The 16,473-nt window shown below is 71.1% G+C and carries 15 protein-coding genes; 7 read left to right on the top strand and 8 right to left on the bottom strand.

Features of this window, described 5'->3' with window-relative positions; all coding sequences use genetic code 11:
* Window positions 1–43 precede the first annotated feature (43 nt).
* Genes JYK18_RS41655 through JYK18_RS41645 form a run of 3 tightly spaced genes read left to right on the top strand, consistent with a single transcriptional unit; the run spans window position 44 to window position 2,230 of the window.
* Window positions 44–820 carry an SDR family oxidoreductase gene (locus JYK18_RS41655; protein ID WP_206809455.1) on the top strand — a complete coding sequence of 259 codons (777 nt, stop codon included), beginning with the start codon at window positions 44–46 and terminating at the stop codon, window positions 818–820.
* Window positions 817–1,716 carry an SDR family oxidoreductase gene (locus JYK18_RS41650; RefSeq protein ID WP_206809454.1) on the top strand — a complete coding sequence of 300 codons (900 nt, stop codon included), beginning with the start codon at window positions 817–819 and terminating at the stop codon, window positions 1,714–1,716. Before JYK18_RS41655 ends, JYK18_RS41650 begins: the two co-directional genes overlap by 4 nt.
* A gap of 58 nt (window positions 1,717–1,774) precedes the next feature.
* Window positions 1,775–2,230 carry a pyridoxamine 5'-phosphate oxidase family protein gene (locus JYK18_RS41645; protein WP_206809453.1) on the top strand — a complete coding sequence of 152 codons (456 nt, stop codon included), beginning with the start codon at window positions 1,775–1,777 and terminating at the stop codon, window positions 2,228–2,230.
* 89 nt (window positions 2,231–2,319) lie between these two features.
* Here the strand turns inward: JYK18_RS41645 and JYK18_RS41640 are convergent, their stop codons facing one another.
* Complete coding sequence (locus JYK18_RS41640) at window positions 2,320–3,450, bottom strand: steroid 3-ketoacyl-CoA thiolase (RefSeq protein ID WP_206809452.1); 1,131 nt, start codon at window positions 3,448–3,450, stop codon at window positions 2,320–2,322.
* A 237-nt stretch (window positions 3,451–3,687) separates the two neighbouring features.
* Here JYK18_RS41640 and JYK18_RS41635 point away from each other — a divergent pair, with 237 nt between their 5' ends.
* Window positions 3,688–4,914, top strand: a complete 1,227-nt coding sequence (locus JYK18_RS41635; protein ID WP_206809449.1) for a cytochrome P450 — start codon at window positions 3,688–3,690, stop codon at window positions 4,912–4,914.
* Here the strand turns inward: JYK18_RS41635 and JYK18_RS41630 are convergent.
* Genes JYK18_RS41630 through JYK18_RS41615 form a run of 4 tightly spaced genes read right to left on the bottom strand, consistent with a single transcriptional unit; the run spans window position 4,893 to window position 8,876 of the window.
* A complete protein-coding gene (locus JYK18_RS41630; protein ID WP_307796304.1) occupies window positions 4,893–5,675 on the bottom strand; it encodes a class I SAM-dependent methyltransferase in 783 nt (260 codons plus the stop codon). The two genes, JYK18_RS41635 and JYK18_RS41630, sit on opposite strands and share 22 nt — an antisense overlap.
* Window positions 5,676–5,684: 9 nt before the next feature.
* Entirely contained in the window at window positions 5,685–6,854 is a 1,170-nt protein-coding gene (locus tag JYK18_RS41625) for a thiolase domain-containing protein (protein ID WP_206809448.1), read from the bottom strand.
* A complete protein-coding gene (locus JYK18_RS41620; RefSeq protein ID WP_206809446.1) occupies window positions 6,854–7,909 on the bottom strand; it encodes a thiolase domain-containing protein in 1,056 nt (351 codons plus the stop codon). Before JYK18_RS41620 ends, JYK18_RS41625 begins: the two co-directional genes overlap by 1 nt.
* 10 nt (window positions 7,910–7,919) lie before the next feature.
* Window positions 7,920–8,876: a Zn-ribbon domain-containing OB-fold protein gene (locus JYK18_RS41615; RefSeq protein WP_206810021.1), complete on the bottom strand. Its 957-nt coding sequence runs from the start codon at window positions 8,874–8,876 to the stop codon at window positions 7,920–7,922.
* Between the two features lie 131 nt (window positions 8,877–9,007).
* Here JYK18_RS41615 and JYK18_RS41610 point away from each other — a divergent pair, with 131 nt between their 5' ends.
* Window positions 9,008–10,543 carry an acyl-CoA synthetase gene (locus JYK18_RS41610; protein ID WP_206809445.1) on the top strand — a complete coding sequence of 512 codons (1,536 nt, stop codon included), beginning with the start codon at window positions 9,008–9,010 and terminating at the stop codon, window positions 10,541–10,543.
* Here JYK18_RS41610 and JYK18_RS41605 read toward each other — a convergent pair.
* Both JYK18_RS41605 and JYK18_RS41600 read right to left on the bottom strand, forming a co-directional pair.
* On the bottom strand, window positions 10,513–11,475 hold the full coding sequence (locus JYK18_RS41605) for a methyltransferase (RefSeq protein WP_206809444.1): 963 nt from the start codon (window positions 11,473–11,475) through the stop codon (window positions 10,513–10,515). The two genes, JYK18_RS41610 and JYK18_RS41605, sit on opposite strands and share 31 nt — an antisense overlap.
* A gap of 193 nt (window positions 11,476–11,668) precedes the next feature.
* Window positions 11,669–12,460 carry a crotonase/enoyl-CoA hydratase family protein gene (locus tag JYK18_RS41600; protein ID WP_206809443.1) on the bottom strand — a complete coding sequence of 264 codons (792 nt, stop codon included), beginning with the start codon at window positions 12,458–12,460 and terminating at the stop codon, window positions 11,669–11,671.
* Window positions 12,461–12,524: 64 nt separating this feature from the next.
* Between JYK18_RS41600 and JYK18_RS41595 the strand changes: the two genes are divergently transcribed.
* Window positions 12,525–14,153: an acyl-CoA synthetase gene (locus tag JYK18_RS41595; protein WP_206809442.1), complete on the top strand. Its 1,629-nt coding sequence runs from the start codon at window positions 12,525–12,527 to the stop codon at window positions 14,151–14,153.
* The gene (locus JYK18_RS41590; RefSeq protein WP_206809441.1) at window positions 14,154–15,260 is read left to right on the top strand and encodes a nitronate monooxygenase family protein; all 1,107 of its coding nucleotides are present in this window, start codon (window positions 14,154–14,156) and stop codon (window positions 15,258–15,260) included.
* Here JYK18_RS41590 and JYK18_RS41585 read toward each other — a convergent pair.
* On the bottom strand, window positions 15,221–16,372 hold the full coding sequence (locus tag JYK18_RS41585) for an APC family permease (RefSeq protein WP_206810020.1): 1,152 nt from the start codon (window positions 16,370–16,372) through the stop codon (window positions 15,221–15,223). The genes JYK18_RS41590 and JYK18_RS41585 overlap by 40 nt on opposite strands.
* Between the last annotated feature and the right edge of the window lie 101 nt (window positions 16,373–16,473).

The raw sequence follows: 16,473 nt of genomic DNA, 5'->3' as shown, positions 1-16,473 counted from the left end.
CTTGCTTGGTACGTTAGCAGGGCAGCCGTCGGAAGGGCAGGCCATGACGACCTGGGATCTCGGCCTCGACGGTGCCGTCGTGCTGGTCACCGGCGGCGCGCGCGGCGTGGGCGCGGGGATCACCGCGGCCTTCGCCGAGGTCGGCGCGCGGGTGGTGGTGTGCGGCCGGAAGCCGCCGGATCGCTTGTCCGGCGCGGACTTCCTGCCGTGCGACGTGCGCGAGCCGGAGCAGGTCGAGGCACTCGTCACGCGGATCGCCGAGCAGTACGGGCGGCTGGACGTGGCGGTCAACAACGCCGGTGGGGCACCGTTCGCCGAGGCGGCGGAGGCCTCACCGCGATTCCACGAGAAGGTGGTCGCGCTGAACCTGCTGGCCCCGCTGACCGTCGCGCGCTGCGCGAATTCCGTGATGCGGCAGCAGGAAACCGGCGGGGTGATCGTCAACGTGGGCAGCGTGAGCGGGGGCAGGGCGTCCCCGGGCACGGCTTCCTACGGTGCTGCCAAGGCCGGGCTGGCGAACCTGACCGCCAGCCTCGCCGTGGAATGGGCGCCGAAGGTGCGGGTGGTCGCGATCGCCGCGGGCATGGTGCGCACCGAACAGGCCCACCTGCACTACGGCGACGAGGCGGGCGTGGCGGCGGCGGGCCGCACGGTCCCGCTGGGACGGCTCGCGGAACCGGCGGAAATCGGTTCCTGCGCGGTGTTCCTCGCCTCGGCCAGGGCCGCCTACGTCAGCGGGACCACGCTGACCGTGCACGGCGGCGGTGAGGTACCCGCCTTCCTGGCGGCGAGCAACGCACAACACGAGGAGCGGGCATGATCATGGACGGCCGGGTGGTCGTGGTGACCGGGGCGGGCCGGGGGATCGGCCGCGCGCACGCGCTGGCCTTCGCCGCCGAGGGCGCGTCGGTCGTGGTGAACGACGCCGGGGTGGCCGCCGACGGGAGCGGCACCTCGGCCGGGCCCGCCGAGCAGGTGGTCGCCGAGATCGAGGAGCGGGGCGGCAAGGCCGTCGCGAACACCGACGACGTGGCCGACTGGGCCGGTGCGGCCCGGCTGATCGGCACCGCGCTGGAGAACTTCGGCAAGCTGGACGTACTGGTGAACAACGCGGGTTTCGTCCGCGACCGCATGCTGGTGACGTTGAGCGAGCAGGAGTGGGACGCGGTGATCCGCGTGCACCTCAAGGGCCACTTCGCGCCCCTGCACCACGCCGCCGCGCACTGGCGGGCCGAGGCCAAGGCGGGCCGGACGCCGTCGTCGGCGCGGGTGATCAACACCAGTTCCGGCGCCGGGCTGCTCGGCAGCGTCGGGCAGGGCAACTACTCCGCGGCCAAGGCGGGCATCGCCGGGCTGACCGTGGTGGCGGCGGCCGAACTCGCCCGCTACGGCGTCACGGTGAACGCGATCGCCCCGGCCGCGCGGACCCGGATGACCGAGCAGGTGTTCGCCGAGATGATGGCGGCCGGGGACGGGTTCGACGCGATGGCGCCGGAGAACATCTCGCCGCTGGTGGTCTGGCTGGGCAGCGCGGAGTCCGCCGGGGTGACCGGACGGGTGTTCGAAGTGGACGGTGGCAGGGTCTCGCTGGCCACCGGCTGGCGGCACGGCCCGGAGCGCGACAAGGGCGCGCGCTGGGAACCCGCCGAACTGGGCGCGGTGGTGGCCGAACTGCTGGCCGAGGCACCCGAACCGGAGCCCGTCTACGGCGTCTGAAAAACCCGCGCCCGAAACCATGACAGGTTCTGTCGGGGTTTGGGGTGACCCTGGGCGCATGACAGGTTCCTGGAAGCAGTTCGAAACCGAGGCGCCCGAGCTGGCCGCGCGGGTGCACGCCCGGTTCACCGCGGAGAAGTCGCACGTGCTGGCCACGCTGCGGCGCGACGGCTCACCGCGGGTGAACGGCAGCGAGGTCGAGTTCCGCGACGGCGAACTCCTGCTCGGCTCGATGCTGGACGCGATGAAGGCCCGCGACCTGCGGCGGGACGGCCGGTGCGCGATCCACGCCTACCCGGGCGACCCGGAGAACGGCGGCGACGCGAAGGTGTCGGGCGTGGCCGAGGAACTCCCCGGCGGCGAGGACTCGCACCTGTTCCGGGTGGCGCTGACCGATGTGGTGCTCACCTGGGTGGAGGGCAACTCGCTGAAGGTGGAGACGTGGTGGCCGGGTCGGCGCCGGGTCCGCTTCGAACGCCCGGAGAACGGCCCGGCCCTCCGCTACGAGCTGTGACCCGCGTGCTGTGACCCCGCGTGCTGTGAATGTGGCTTTCACTGCCGAATTCGCCGTGAAAGCCACATTCACAGCACCGCGCGGGCGGGTCAGAGGCGTTCCAGGATGGTGGCGGTGGACATGGCGCCCCCGGCGCACATGGTGACCAGCGCGGTCGAACCGTCCCGGCGTTCGAGTTCGTGCAGGGCGCTGGTCAGCAGGCGCGCGCCGGTGCTGCCCACCGGGTGCCCCAGCGCGATCGCGCCGCCGTTCACGTTGACGCGCGAGGGGTCCGGCTCGTGCACCCGCTGCCACGACAGCACCACCGAAGCGAACGCCTCGTTCACCTCGAAGATGTCCGGGTCCGCGATGCTCATGCCCGCGCGCTCCAGCACCCGCGAAGTCGCCTGGACCGGGCCGTCGAGGTGGTAGTACGGCTCGGCGCCGACCAGTGCCTGCGCCCGGATGCGTGCCCGCGGCTTCAGCCCCAGCGCCCGCGCGCGAGCGGCGTCCATGATCAGCAGGGCGGCCGCGCCGTCCGAGATCTGCGACGAGGTGCCCGCGGTGTGCACGCCACCTTCGAGAACGGGTTTCAGCCCGGCGAGCGCCTCGACGGAGGTCTCGCGCAGGCCCTCGTCCCGGTCCACCAGCTCGTCGGCGGTCTTGACCGGCACCACCTCGCGCTCGAACCGGCCGTCCGCCCACGCCGCCGCGGCCTTGCGCTGCGAGTCGGCGCCGAACGCGTCCACGTCCTCGCGCGTGATGCCCCGGCGCGCCGCGATCCGTTCGGCCGCACCGAACTGGTTCGGCATATCAATTGCCCACGAGTCCGGTTTCGGCTTGCCCACGTCGGTGCCGAGGTTCGAGCCGAGCGGCACGCGGGACATCGACTCCACCCCGCAGGCCACCCCGGCTTCGATCGCCCCGGCCGCGACCAGCCCGGCGATCAGGTGCGCGGCCTGCTGCGCCGACCCGCACTGCGCGTCGATCGTGGTGGCCCCGCAGCCCTGCGGGAGCCCGGCGTGCAGCCACGCGGTGCGCGTAACGTTCCCCGCCTGCTCGCCCGCCTGCGTCACCGCACCGCCGATCACCTGCTCGACCAGGTCCGGTTCGATCCCCGCGCGGTCGAGCACGGCCTGCTGGGCCACCCCGAGCAACTCGGCCGCGTGCAGCCCGGACAGCCGGCCGCGCCGCCTGCCGATCGGGGTGCGCGCGGCCGCCACGATCACCGGTTCCGGCATGGGCCGCTCCTCTCGTCACCTGGGGTCAAAAGTAGAACACGTTCTCATTCAGGGCAAGCAGGCAGCGCGTCAACCGCCGATCGGTGTCAATCGGCCACCAAGTCGGCCACCAGTGCTTCGCGGAGTTCGGTGCGCGAGTTAACGGGTTTCACTAGAAGCCCTTCACCTGACGGGACAGCTGTGCTTCAATCGCGAAATAGAACGCGTTTCACTGCCGAGTTCGCGCTGGAGGCAACCGTGGCCGCTCCCGGGATCCCCGCTGGTTTCGATTTCACGGATCCGGATCTGTACGCCGAGAGAGTGCCACTGGAGGAGTTCGCGGCACTCCGCCGGACCGCGCCGGTCTGGTGGAACGCGCAGCCCCACAACCTGGCCGGCTTCTCCGACGACGGCTACTGGGTGGTGAGCAAGCTCGAGGACGTGAAGGCGGTTTCCCGCAACGACAAGGTGTTCTCCTCGCGCGAGAAGACCGCGATCATCCGCTTCGACGAGTCGATCACCCAGGAGACCATCGAAGCGAACCGGCTGGTGCTGCTCAACATGGACGCCCCGCAGCACACCAAGCTGCGGCGGATCGTGCAGAAGGGCTTCACCCCGCGGTCGATCGCGAAGCTGGAGGACGCGCTGCGCGAGCGCGCCGGGCGCATCGCGGCCGAGGCGAAGAAGAAGGGCTCCGGCGACTTCGTCACCGACGTGGCCTGCGAGCTGCCGCTGCAGGCGATCGCCGAACTGATCGGCATCCCGCAGCAGGACCGGCTCAAGATCTTCGACTGGTCCAACCAGATGGTCGCCTACGACGACCCCGAGTACGAGATCGAGCCGATCGCCGCCTCCGCCGAGCTGATCGGCTACGCCTGGAACATGGCCGAGGACCGGCGCAAGTGCCCGATGGACGACATCGTCACCAAGCTCATCCACGCCGACGTCGACGGTGAGGCGCTGGCGTCCGACGAGTTCGGCTTCTTCGTGCTGCTGCTCGCGGTGGCGGGCAACGAAACCACGCGCAACGCCATCACGCACGGCATGAAGGCCTTCCTCGACCACCCCGAGCAGTGGGAGATCTTCCGCGAGCAGCGGCCGAACACCGCGCCGGACGAGATCGTGCGCTGGGCGACGCCGGTGACCGCGTTCCAGCGGACCGCGATGGAGGACACCGAGCTCGGCGGCCAGCAGATCCGCAAGGGCGATCGCGTCGGCCTGTTCTACGGTTCGGCGAACTTCGACCCCGACGCCTTCGACGAGCCGGAGAAGTTCGACATCCTGCGCCAGGACAACCCGCACGTCGGCTTCGGCGGCACCGGGGCCCACTACTGCATCGGCGCCAACCTGGCGCGGCTGGAGATCGACCTGATCTTCAAGGCGATCGCCGACGAGATGCCCGGCATCCGCGAACTGTCCCCGCCGGTGCGGTTGCGGTCGGGCTGGCTGAACGCCATCAAGCACTACGAGGTCGCGTACGACTGACCACGTTTGGTCAGCCGGAAGGCGAGGAACGCCGGTGCCTCGCTCAGCTGCGCGTAGTTCTCCGGGTAGTGCTGCGCCATCTGCTCGTCCGGCTTCGGTTCCACCAGTTCGTCGATGACAAAACCGGCCGCGGAGAACTCCGCGCAGACCGCGGACAGGGGCTGGCGCCAGTAACTCACGCGCCAGCCCTTCGTCCACGTCTCGGTGATCAGCTCGGTCTGGAAGTAGTCACCACCGGTGCGCAGCCAGTCCCAGGTGGGGTGCCCGGTGGAGACCAGCAGCCTGCCCGCCGGCTTGAGCACGCGGTGCAGTTCCCGCAGCGCGGGCACGCGGTCGTCGAGGTGGTGGATGGCCAGCGCGAACAACGCCGCGTCGAACGTGCCGCCGGGCAGCCAGTCGAACGGGTCGTGGAGGTCGTGCACGCGGAACTCCGCGTCCGGCACGCGGGCCTTCGCCAGTTCCACCATGCGCGGGCTCTGGTCCATACCGGTCACCTCGGCACCGCGGGAGACCAGTTCGCTGGCGTAGAGGCCGGGGCCGCAGGCCGCGTCGAGCACCTTGGCGCCGCGCACGTCACCGAGCAGGGCGAGCATCGTCGGCCGGTCGTAGAGCGCGTTGAACGCGCCGCTTTCGGCGTGCTCGGCGAACGCGTCCGCGAACACCTCGTACTGCGGTTCCCGGCCGATCCTGCCGGGACTGCCGGGACTGCCGGGACTGCCGGGACTGCCGGCGCTGCTCGTGTTGTCGTGCTCCTCGGTCACGTTGGCAGGTTAGTCACCCGGTTTGCGCGAGCCCACCACCCACATGGAGAAATATTGCGAGCCGCCGCCGTAGGCGTGCCCGAGCGCGATCCGCGCGCCGTCGACCTGGTGGTCCCCGGCGCGGCCCATCACCTGGCGGGCTGCCTCGGCGAAGCGCAGCATGCCCGACGCGCCGATCGGGTTGGACGAAAGGACCCCACCCGAGGGGTTCACCGGCAACCGGCCACCGATCGCGGTTTCCCCGGCCTCGGTCAGCTTCCAGCCGGCCCCGGCTTCGGCGAAGCCCAGGTTCTCCAGCCACATCGGCTCGAACCAGGAGAACGGCACGTAGATCTCCGCGGTGTCCACTTCGGACAGCGGGTCGGTGATCCCGGCGTCGCGCCACAGCGCGGCCGCCGCGTCCCGGCCCGCCCGCGGGCTGACCTGGTCACGGCCGGCGAACGTGGTCGGCTCGGTGCGCATCGCGGTCGCGTGGATCCAGGCGGCACCACCGGGCACCGCGTCCCCAGCGGCCTCGTCGCCGATCACCATGGCGCAGGCGCCGTCGGAGGACGGGCACGTCTCGTCGTAGCGGATCGGATCCCACAGCATCTTCGACGCCTGAACCGATTCCACGGTGATGTCCGGCTGCTGGAGGTGCGCGTGCGGGTTCAGCGCGCCGTTGCGGCGGTCCTTCGCAGCGACCATCGCGCCGACCACCTCGGGCGCGCCCGACCGCCGGATGTAGGAGCGCACGTGCGGGGCGAAGTACCCGCCCGCCCCGGCGCCGACCGGCATCTGGAACGGCGGCACGATGGACAGTCCCCACATCGCGTTGGACTCGGACTGCTTCTCGAAGGCCACGGTGAGCACCCGCCGGTGCACGCCCGACTGGACCAGGCTGGCGGCCACCAGCGCGGTCGACCCGCCGACCGAACCGGCGGTGTGCACGCGCAGCAGCGGTTTCCCGTTGGCGCCGAGCGAGTCGGCCAGGAACAGCTCGGGCATCATCACGCCCTCGAACAGGTCCGGGGCCTTGCCCAGCACCACCGCGTCGATCTCGCCCCAGCCGACTTCGGCGTCGGCCATCGCGCGGTCGATCGCCTCGCGCAGCAGGCCGGGCATGGACACGTCGAGGCGCTTGGCGCGGTGGTGCGTCTGCCCGGTGCCGAGCACCGCGGCCGGTTGCTTCTCGGTCATCAGTCCCGCCTCTCCAGCACGGCGACCAGGTTCTGTTGGAGCGCGGGCCCGCTGGTGGCGTGCGCGAGGGTGCGCCGGGCGGTGCCGGCGAGGATGCGCTTGGCCGCTTCGCCGATCCTGGCCAGCCCGGCGGCGAACATCGGGTTCCCGGTGAGCACCCCGCCGGACGGGTTGATCCGGACGTCGTCGCCCAGGCCCAGTTCGCGGCGGAGGATGAGTTCCTGGTGGGTGAACGGCGCGTGCAGTTCGGCCACCTCGATCCCGTCGGCGCCCGCCGCCTTCCCGGCGGCCGCGGTGCTGGGGGAGCGGGTCAGGTCGCGGCCGCCCAGCTCCGGCGAGTCCACCCGGTGCTCGATGCCGGTGATCACGGCGGGTCGTTCGACGAGGTCGCGGGCGCGTTCCTCGGAAGCCAGCACGATCACCGCGGCGCCGTCGGTGATCGGCGCGATGTCGTGGCGCCGCAACGGATCCGCCACCATCGGCGCGTCCAGCAGCTCGCCCACCCCGGCGGAACCGGAGAACTGGGCGAACGGGTTGTCCGCCGCGTCCGCCCGGCTGCGCACGGCGACCTCCGCGAGGTCCTTTTCGGACCAGAGGCCCGCGTCGAGCCCGGCTCTGGCCTGCAACGCGGCGATGCTGATCGAGTCCGGCCACAGCGGCGCGGTGAAGTACGGGTCGAGCTGGAGCGCGAGCACCCGGCGCAGCTGCCCGGCCGAGGACTTGCCGAAGCCGTAGACGAGCGCGGTGTCCACCTCGCCCATCCGGACCTTCAGCCAGGCCTCGTAGAGCGCCCACGCCGCGTCCATCTCCACGTGGGACTCGTGGATCGGCGGGAAGGCGCCGATCGCGTCCACCGCGGCGATGAACGAGAACGCGCGCCCGGCCAGGTAGTCCGAGGATCCCGAGCACCAGAACCCGATGTCCTGTTTGGACAACCCGGTCTGCTGGTAGGCGTCGGCGAGCAGGGGCACCAGCATCTCCACCCCGTTGGTGGTGCCCGGCGTCTCCCGCACGTTCGGCGCCTGGGCGAAGCCGATCACGGCGACATCTGGCATTTGTGCGTCCCTACAGGTGGTGGGCGAAGGATTCGTACGGCGCGTCCGGTTCCCCGGTCGGCTCGAAGTGCGCGATGTTCTCCAGCGAGGTGGTCCACTCCTCGCGCGGGCGCCACGACGCGCGCACGCGCATGCCCATCCGCACGTCGGCCGCGTCGCAGCCGAGGATCAGGTGCAGGAAGGCGATGTCGGCGCCGTCGATGAGGATGTACGCGGTGACGTACGGCGGTTTGATGCGCTGGCCGAGGAACGGCACGTTCACCACGCAGAAGGTGGTGATGATGCCGGTGTCGGGCAGTTCCACCTCGTCGGTGGTCGGCACGCCGTCGGTCGGGCAGGCGCCGCGCGGTGGCAGGTAGACCTTGCGGCACACCGGGCAGCGCTGGCCGAGCAGCTTGCCCTTGGCGAGGCCGCGCAGGTACCGGCTCTCCTCGGGGGAGGCGGAGTGCCGGTACTTCAGGTGCACGGGCGTGATCACCACGCCGACCGGGTCGCCCTCCTCGCGCTCGGCCACCGGCGGCGGCTCGGCCGTCGGCCCGGCGTCGGCTTCCTCGGTGTCGACAGGGCGGAAGTAGGCGATGTCGCGGATGTGCCCGACGGTCTCGTCGGCCCAGCGGACCGCCACCCGCATGCCGGTGCTCATGTGCTCCGGCCCGGGCACGTCCACCGCGTGCAACATCGTGGTGTCGGCGCCGTCGAGCTGGATCAGCGCCCAGGCGAACGGGCGCGACAACGGCTGTCCGTCCAGCGGTTCGGCCATCCAGGTCCACGACCTGACCGTGCCCTCGGTGCCGACCTCGACGAACTCGGTCAGCGCCTCGGCGGTCCCCGGGTCGTACTCGACCGGCGGCACGTGGACGCGGCCGTCGCTGCCCCGGACGCCTTCGATCCGGTGCGCGGCGAGGCCGTTGACGAACCGGCCCAGCACCGGGCCGACCGAACGGGTGTAGTCGAACCCGATGTTCATCGGGGCCGACAACGGCGCTTCCTGCGTGTGCGGGGGAGTCACGAGCAGAAGTGAAACACGTTCTCGAAATCTCGGCAATGGGACGGCGGCTGCCACTTGCCCAGAAGTGGAACACGTTCTAGATTTGGGGGATGAGCCTGGGTCTGTGGACGATCGCCGCCGCCGAGGGTGACCGCACGGCGGTGATCGAGCCGGACGGCACCGAAGTCACCTACGGCGAGCTGGCCGCCAAGGCGAACGCCTACGCCAACGGCCTGCGGGACCGGGGGCTCCGCACCGGCGACGTGGTCGTCGTGCTGCAGCCCAACGGCGCCGAGCTGGTGGCCGCCTACTTCGCCGCGATCCAGACCGGCCTGTACATCGTGGTGGTGAACTGGCACCTGGTCGGTCCCGAGATCGCCTACATCCTCAACGACAGCGGGGCCAAGGCGTTCCTCGCGCACGAGCGGTTCGCCGACGTGGCCATCGCGGCGGCCGACGAAGCGGGCATTCCCGCCGAAGCGCGGTTCGCCGTCGGTGCGGTCGACGGCTTCCGCCCGATGGAGGAGCTGGCAGGCTCGACCGAGCGGCCAGGGGAACGCACCTCCGGCTCGCCGATGCTCTACACCTCCGGCACCACCGGACGGCCCAAGGGCGTGCGCCGTCCGCTGACCGGCGCCGACCCCGACCAGGTGCCCGCCGCGTCCACCTGGTTCTTCGGCATCTTCGGGCTGAAGCCGGGGGACGGGCACGTGCACCTGTGCGGTTCGCCGCTGTACCACACCGCGGTGCTCAACTTCGTGGCGATTTCCCTGCAGCTGGGCCATTCCGCGGTGCTGATGGACCGGTGGGACCCGGCCGAGATGCTGCGCCTGATCGAGCGGTACCGGGTGACGCACAGCCACATGGTGCCGACCCAGTTCCGGCGGCTGCTGGCGCTGCCGGACCGCGAGCGCTACGACGTCTCCTCGCTGCGGTGCATGATCCACGGCGCGGCGCCGTGCCCGCCGGAGGTCAAGCGGCAGATGCTGGACTGGTGGGGTCCGGTGGTCACCGAGTACTACGCGGCCACCGAGGGCGGCGGCACCGCGATCAACGGCGAGGAGTGGCTGCGCAAACCGGGTTCGGTCGGCAAGCCGTGGCCGGGCTCGACGATCAAGGTGCTCGACGAGGACGGGGAGGAACTGCCCGCCGGCGAGATCGGCACCGTCTACATGCGCATGGGCGACTCGAAGTTCGAGTACCACAAGGACAAGGAGAAGACCGAGCGCGCGCGGGTCGGCGACCTGTTCACCCTCGGCGACGTCGGGCACCTGGATGAGGACGGGTACCTGTACCTGCACGACCGGCGCAACGACATGATCATCTCCGGTGGGGTGAACATCTACCCGGCCGAGATCGAGGGCGAGCTGGTGATGCACCCGAAGGTGGCCGACGTGGCCGTGTTCGGCGTGCCGCACGACGACTGGGGCGAGGAGATCAAGGCCGTCGTGCAGCCCGCCGAGGGTGTTTCCGGCGATCCGGCGCTGACCACCGAGCTGCTGGAGTTCGCCGCTTCCCGGCTGGCGAAGTTCAAACTGCCGAAGAGCGTGGACTACCTGCCGGAGCTGCCCCGCGATCCGAACGGCAAGCTGTACAAGCGAAAGCTGCGCGATCCCTACTGGGCCGGTCGCGAACGCGCCATCTGAAGCCGCCAGAGCGAGGTGGTCTCGTCGGCCCTGGCCCGTTTGTGCCTGGGCCGCGTGTCCAGCCTCTGCGTGACGCGCAGGCCCGCTCTGGCGATGGTGCGTTCGAGGTCTTCGCGGGTGCGCAGGCCGAGGTGCTCGGCGAGGTCGGACAGGATGAGCCAGCCTTCGCCGGCCGGGGTCAGGTGGTCTCCGAGGTCCGCCAGGAACCGGTCGAGCATGTCGGTGTCGAAGATCGCCAGCTCCAGGTCGGAACGGGCGCGGCCGGGCACCCAGGGCGGGTTGCACACGACCAGGTCCGCGCGGCCCGGTGGGAAGAGGTCGCGCTGCTGCACTTCGACGTCGTGGCCGAGCCTGGCCAGGTTCTCGCGGGCGCACGCGCAGGCCCGCGGGTTCACGTCGGTGGCGACGATCTTCGTGGCACCCCGGCGGGCGAGGAGCGCGGCGAGCACGCCGGTGCCGGTGCCGATGTCGAACGCGGTGGGGTTTGTGGTCGGGAAGGGTGCTCTGCCTGCCAGCTCCAGGTACTCCTGGCGGATCGGCGCGAAGACCCCGTAGTGCGGGTGGATCTTCGCGCCCAGGACGGGGACTTCGATGCCCTTGACACGCCATTCGTGCGCGCCGATGACGCCGAGCAGTTCGCGCAGGGGGAGCGCTTTCGGACTGGTCGGCGGGCCGAACGCCTCGGTGCACGCCGCGCGCACGTCGGGCGCGCGGCGCAGCGGCACGGTGTAGTCGGCGTCGAGCGGGATGAGCAGCATTTTCAGCAACGGCACGCTGTTGGTGCGGCGGCCGAGCGCGGTCAGCAGCTGGCGGGCGCCGTGGAAGTCGCCCTGCCACAACACCGGGCGGCCGCGGCGGAAGTGGCGCAGCGCGGTGTCGGCGCGCAGGGTGTCGTCCGCGAGCAGCGCGCTCGCGGGAGGTTCGGAAAGCACTTCGGCTCCTCATGATCGGACGTGGACCACACGCGGATCACTGCGACGCGAGGAGCAAGCGGGGTTCAGGTGCTCCGGCGCCGAAGTGGGAGCCGGACGTCACCGAGGACCATGCCCATGCACATGCCCAAACCCTGGCACGGGCACACCACGGTGAGCAATGGAATTAGGGCACGACACTGAACCGATCGAGTCAGCGGCCTCGGAAGTTCGGGCGGCGCTTCTCCGCGAAGGCTCGGGGGCCTTCCTTCGCGTCCTCGCTGGTGAAGACCGCGGCACCCAGCTGCGCCTCGATCTTGAACGCCTCTTCTTCCGGCATGCCTTCGGTCTCGCGGATCGTGCGCAGGATGGCCTGCACGGCCAACGGCCCGTTCGCCGCGATCGCCGCGGCGGTTTCCAGTGCGGCTTCCAGCGCGGTCCCGTCCGGCACCACGCGGCCGATCAAGCCGAGCTCCTTGGCCTCCGCCGCGCGCACGTGCCGTCCGGTCAGCAACAGCTCCGCCGCCACGGTGTACGGGATCTGCCGCGGCAACCGAACGGCCGAACCGCCCATCGGGAACAGGCCCCACCGCGCCTCGGACACGCCGAACTTCGCGCTCTCCCCGGCGATCCGGATGTCGGTGGCCTGCAGGATCTCGGTCCCGCCGGCGATCGCGGGCCCCTCCACCGCGGCGATCAGGGGCTTGGTCAGCCGCCGCCCCTTGAGCAGGCCGGGGATGGAGCTCGGGTCCCAGGTCCCGCGCTGGTAGGCGTCACCCGGCGAGTTGCGCGCCATCGACTTGAGGTCCGCCCCGGCGCAGAACGCGCCGCCGGCCCCGGTCAGCACGCAGCAGCGGATGCTCTCGTCGGCGTCGACCCGGTCCCAGGCCTCGGTCATGATCGCCATCATTTCGCCGGTGATCGCGTTGCGCGCGGCGGGGCGGTTCATCGTGACGACCAGCGTGTGGTCGTGCTGCTCGACCAGTGCGTGGGGGGTCTCGGTCATGCGGCGTCCTCCAGTCGGCGGCGTGGCCATTGCCCAAAACGATAACATGTTCTAGTTTGGCCTGGTGGCACTCAACATCGCAGATCTGCTCGAGCACGCCGTCGACGCCGTGCCGGACCGCACCGCGGTCATCTGCGGCGATCGACAGGTCACCTTCGCCGAACTAGAGGCGCGCGCCAACCGGTTGGCGCACCACCTCGCCGGGCGCGGTGTGGCAAGAAATTCCCATATCGGCGTCTATTCACGAAACTCCATCGAGACACTCGAAGCGATGATCGCCGCCTACAAACTGCGCGCGATCGCGGTCAACGTCAACTACCGCTACGTCCACAGTGAACTGAAGTACCTGTTCGACAACGCCGACCTGGTGGCGCTCGTACACGAACGGCGGTATGCCGACAAGGTGGCGGCGGTTCTGCCGGAATGTCCCAAACTGCAACACGTTGTCGTGGTCGAGGACGGGACGGACACCGACTTCTCTTCCTACGGCGGCGTTTCCTACGAGACGGCGCTGGCGGACAGCTCCCCGGAACGCGACTTCCCCGAGCGCAGTGCCGACGACCTCTACATCCTCTACACCGGCGGCACCACCGGCTACCCCAAGGGCGTGCTGTGGCGCCACGAGGACATCTGGCGCGCGCTCGGCGGCGGCATCAACTTCGTCACCGGCGAGTACGTCAAGGACGAGTGGCAGCTCGCCGAAGAGGGCAAGGCGAGCGGCCTGGTGCGCTTCCCGGCGGCGCCGCTGATCCACGGCGCCGCGCAGTGGGCCGCCTTCGGCGCGCTGTTCACCGGCAGCCCGGTCGTGTTCGTGCCGCAGTTCGACGCGCACGAGGTCTGGAAGGAGGTGCAGCGCAACCGCGTCCAGGTGCTCACCATCGTCGGGGACGCGATGGCCCGCCCGCTGATCGAGGCCTACCGCGAAGGCGACTACGACGCCACCTCGCTGGTGGCCCTGTCCAGCCACGCGGCGCTGTTCTCGCAGAGCGTCAAGCAGGAGTTCCTGGACACCTTCCCGAACCTGGTGGTCACCGACGCGATCGGCTCCTCGGAGAGCGGGTTCACCGGGATCGGCATGGTGGCCAAGGGCAGCGACCACAGCGCCGGCCCGCGGGTGAACTTCGGCAGCCAGGCGGTGCTGCTCGACGACGACAACCAGGTGATCGACCCGCAACCGGGCGCGGTCGGCCGGATCGCGCGGCGCGCCCACGTGCCGATCGGCTACTACAACGACCCGGAGAAGAGCCGGACGATCTTCACCGAGATCGACGGCACCCGGTACGTCATCCCCGGCGACTACGCGCGCTACGAGGGCGACGGCACGGTGACCCTGCTCGGCCGCGGTTCGCAGTGCGTGAACACCGGTGGCGAGAAGGTGTACCCGGAGGAGGTCGAGGGCGCGCTGAAATCGCACCCCGACGTCTTCGACGCACTGGTCATCGGCGTGCCGGACGACCGGCTGGGCCAGCGGGTGGCGGCGGTGGTGCAGGTGCGGCCCGGCCGGGCGCTGGACCTGGTCGCGCTGGAGACCCACGTCCGGCGGGAGGTGGCGGGCTACAAGGTGCCGCGCACGGTCTGGCTGGCCGACGAGGTCGGGCGCACGCCGACCGGCAAGCCCGACTACCAGTGGGCCCAGAAGTACGCGGCGGAACACGAACCGGCTACCGGGCTGGTAGCGGGACAGGCGGGCTGAATGCACACGGAACTCTGCGACACCTTCGGCATCGAGCACCCGATCGTGGCGTTCACCCCGTCGGAGCACGTGGCCGCCGCGGTGACCAACGCGGGCGGGCTCGGGGTGCTGGGCTGCGTCCGGTTCAACGACGCCGGCGAGCTGGACCGGGTGCTCGACTGGATGGACGCCAACACCGGTGGCCGCCCGTACGGGGTGGACATCGTGATGCCCGCCAAGATCCCGGACGAGGGCAGCTCGGTCGACCTCGGCAAGCTCATCCCGCCGGAGCACCGCGAGTTCGTCGACCGCACGCTGGCGCAGCTCGGGGTGCCCGAGCTGCCCGGCGGCGCGGACGAGCGCGAGGGCGTGCTCGGCTGGCTGCACTCGGTGGCCCGGTCGCACGTCGAGGTGGCGCTCAAGCACCCGATCAAGCTGATCGCCAACGCGCTCGGCTCACCCCCGGTGGACGTGATCGAGCAGGTCCACGAGCACGGGGTGCCGGTGGCGGCGCTGGCGGGCAAGGCCGAGCACGCGGTGCGCCACGTCGACAACGGCGTGGACATCGTGGTGGCGCAGGGTTACGAAGCGGGCGGGCACACCGGGGAGATCGCCTCGATGGTGTTGCTGCCGGAGATCGCCGACGCGGTCGGTGACCGGGTGCCGGTGCTCGCGGCCGGGGGCATCGGCTCCGGGCGGCAGGTCGCCGCGGCACTGGCGCTGGGTGCCTCCGGGGTGTGGACCGGCTCGATCTGGCTCACCACCGAGGAATACCTCCAGACCATGTCGGAATCCGAGGCCATGCAACGGGCCCTGGTCGAGGCGAAGTCCTCGGACACGGTGCGGACCCGGATCTACACCGGCAAGCCCGCCCGCCTGCTGAAGACGCGCTGGACCGAGGCGTGGGCGGCGGAGGACGCGCCGGCACCGCTGCCTATGCCGTTGCAGAACCTGCTGGTTTCCCACGCGCACAACCGGATCCACGCCGCGGGTGACCCGACCGTGGTGTCCATGCCGGTGGGGCAGATCGTCGGCCGGATGAACCGGGTGCGGCCGGTGGCCGAGGTCATCGACGAGCTGGTCCGGGACTACGCCGCCGCACTGTCGCGTTTGGACAAAACGAGGTAGGCGAGCGCGCCGAGGGCCAGCACCCCGGCCCCGGCGAGCACGGACGCGAGCGGCAGGCTGAACGCGAGCACCACGCAGCCCGCCAGGCCGACGCCGCCGACCACGCGGCCGAGGGTGAACGCGCTCGCGTTCGCGATGGCGTAGTAGACGAGCACGGCGAACGACGAGAACCCGATCGCCGTGCGCAGATCGGCCACCGCCGCGAGCGCGGCGACGACCACGCCGACGGTGACCTCGGCGCGGTGTGGCACGCCGAAACGGGGGTGCACGGCGGCGAGCCCGCGCGGCAGGTGGCCGTCGCGGGCCATCGCCAGCGTGGTCCGCGAGACGCCGAGCACCAGCGCGAGCAGCGCGCCGAGCGCGGCCAGTGCGGCGCTGACCCGGACGACCGGGGACAGCCACGCCGGGACGGCCTGCGCCACCGGGTCGGTCGAGGCGGCGAGCGCGGCCGGCCCGAGCTGCAGGAGCAGCGCGACGGCCAGCACGGCGTAGACGACCAGCGTGATGCCCAGCGCCAGCGGCACGGCCCTGGGCAGCGTGCGCGCCGGGTCGCGGACCTCCTCGCCGAGCGTGGCGATCCGCGCGTACCCGGCGAAGGCGAAGAACAGCAGCCCGGCCGCTTCGAGCACGCCGCCGGTGCTCAGCCGGAGGTTCGCCGGTTGCGGGTCGCCGGCGGCGAAGATGGTGACCACGGCGGCGGCGAGCACGGTCAGCGTGATCGACACGATCACCCGCATGGCCAAGGTGGACCGTTGCACACCGCGGTAGTTCAACGCGGTCACCGCCAGCACCACCGCGGCCGCGAACGCCCCGCGCCACGGCTGGCCGAGGCCGGGTGCGGCGTAGCTGACCACGGCGATCGTCATCGCCGCGCAACTGGCCGTCTTGCCGATGATGAAGCCCCAGCCGGCCAGGTAACCCCAGAACTCGCCGAGCCGCTCGCGCCCGTAGACGTAGGTGCCGCCGGACGACGGGTAGAGCGCGGCGAGGCGGGCGGAGGAGGTCGCGTTGCAGTAGGCGACCACGGCGGCGATGGCGAGACCGAGCAGCAGCCCCGACCCCGCGGCCCTCGCCGCCGGCGCGAAGGCGACGAAGACTCCCGCACCGATCATGGACCCGAGCCCGATGAACACCGCGTCGCCGGTGCCGAGCCGTCGCTTGAGGCTTTCGCTCACGGCGGTCACCCTACGAGGTCGAGTGCAGGCGCTGTCCG

Source organism: Amycolatopsis sp. 195334CR, from assembly GCF_017309385.1.
Lineage (GTDB): Bacteria > Actinomycetota > Actinomycetes > Mycobacteriales > Pseudonocardiaceae > Amycolatopsis.
The sequence above is the reverse complement of the archived record's forward strand: the minus strand, read 5'-3'. Positions and strand labels throughout refer to the sequence as shown.

What these genes read in the sequence shown, in the direction of transcription:
- JYK18_RS41600 (WP_206809443.1), bottom strand. Translation starts at nt 12,460, where the DNA reads ATGACCGAGACCCCCCACGCACTGGTCGAGCAGCACGACCACACGCTG.
- JYK18_RS41615 (WP_206810021.1), bottom strand. Translation starts at nt 8,876, where the DNA reads ATGAACATCGGGTTCGACTACACCCGTTCGGTCGGCCCGGTGCTGGGC.
- JYK18_RS41645 (WP_206809453.1), top strand. Translation starts at nt 1,775, where the DNA reads ATGACAGGTTCCTGGAAGCAGTTCGAAACCGAGGCGCCCGAGCTGGCC.
- JYK18_RS41585 (WP_206810020.1), bottom strand. Translation starts at nt 16,372, where the DNA reads ATGATCGGTGCGGGAGTCTTCGTCGCCTTCGCGCCGGCGGCGAGGGCC.
- JYK18_RS41620 (WP_206809446.1), bottom strand. Translation starts at nt 7,909, where the DNA reads ATGCCAGATGTCGCCGTGATCGGCTTCGCCCAGGCGCCGAACGTGCGG.
- JYK18_RS41655 (WP_206809455.1), top strand. Translation starts at nt 44, where the DNA reads ATGACGACCTGGGATCTCGGCCTCGACGGTGCCGTCGTGCTGGTCACC.
- JYK18_RS41610 (WP_206809445.1), top strand. Translation starts at nt 9,008, where the DNA reads ATGAGCCTGGGTCTGTGGACGATCGCCGCCGCCGAGGGTGACCGCACG.
- JYK18_RS41640 (WP_206809452.1), bottom strand. Translation starts at nt 3,450, where the DNA reads ATGCCGGAACCGGTGATCGTGGCGGCCGCGCGCACCCCGATCGGCAGG.
- JYK18_RS41625 (WP_206809448.1), bottom strand. Translation starts at nt 6,854, where the DNA reads ATGACCGAGAAGCAACCGGCCGCGGTGCTCGGCACCGGGCAGACGCAC.
- JYK18_RS41590 (WP_206809441.1), top strand. Translation starts at nt 14,154, where the DNA reads ATGCACACGGAACTCTGCGACACCTTCGGCATCGAGCACCCGATCGTG.
- JYK18_RS41650 (WP_206809454.1), top strand. Translation starts at nt 817, where the DNA reads ATGATCATGGACGGCCGGGTGGTCGTGGTGACCGGGGCGGGCCGGGGG.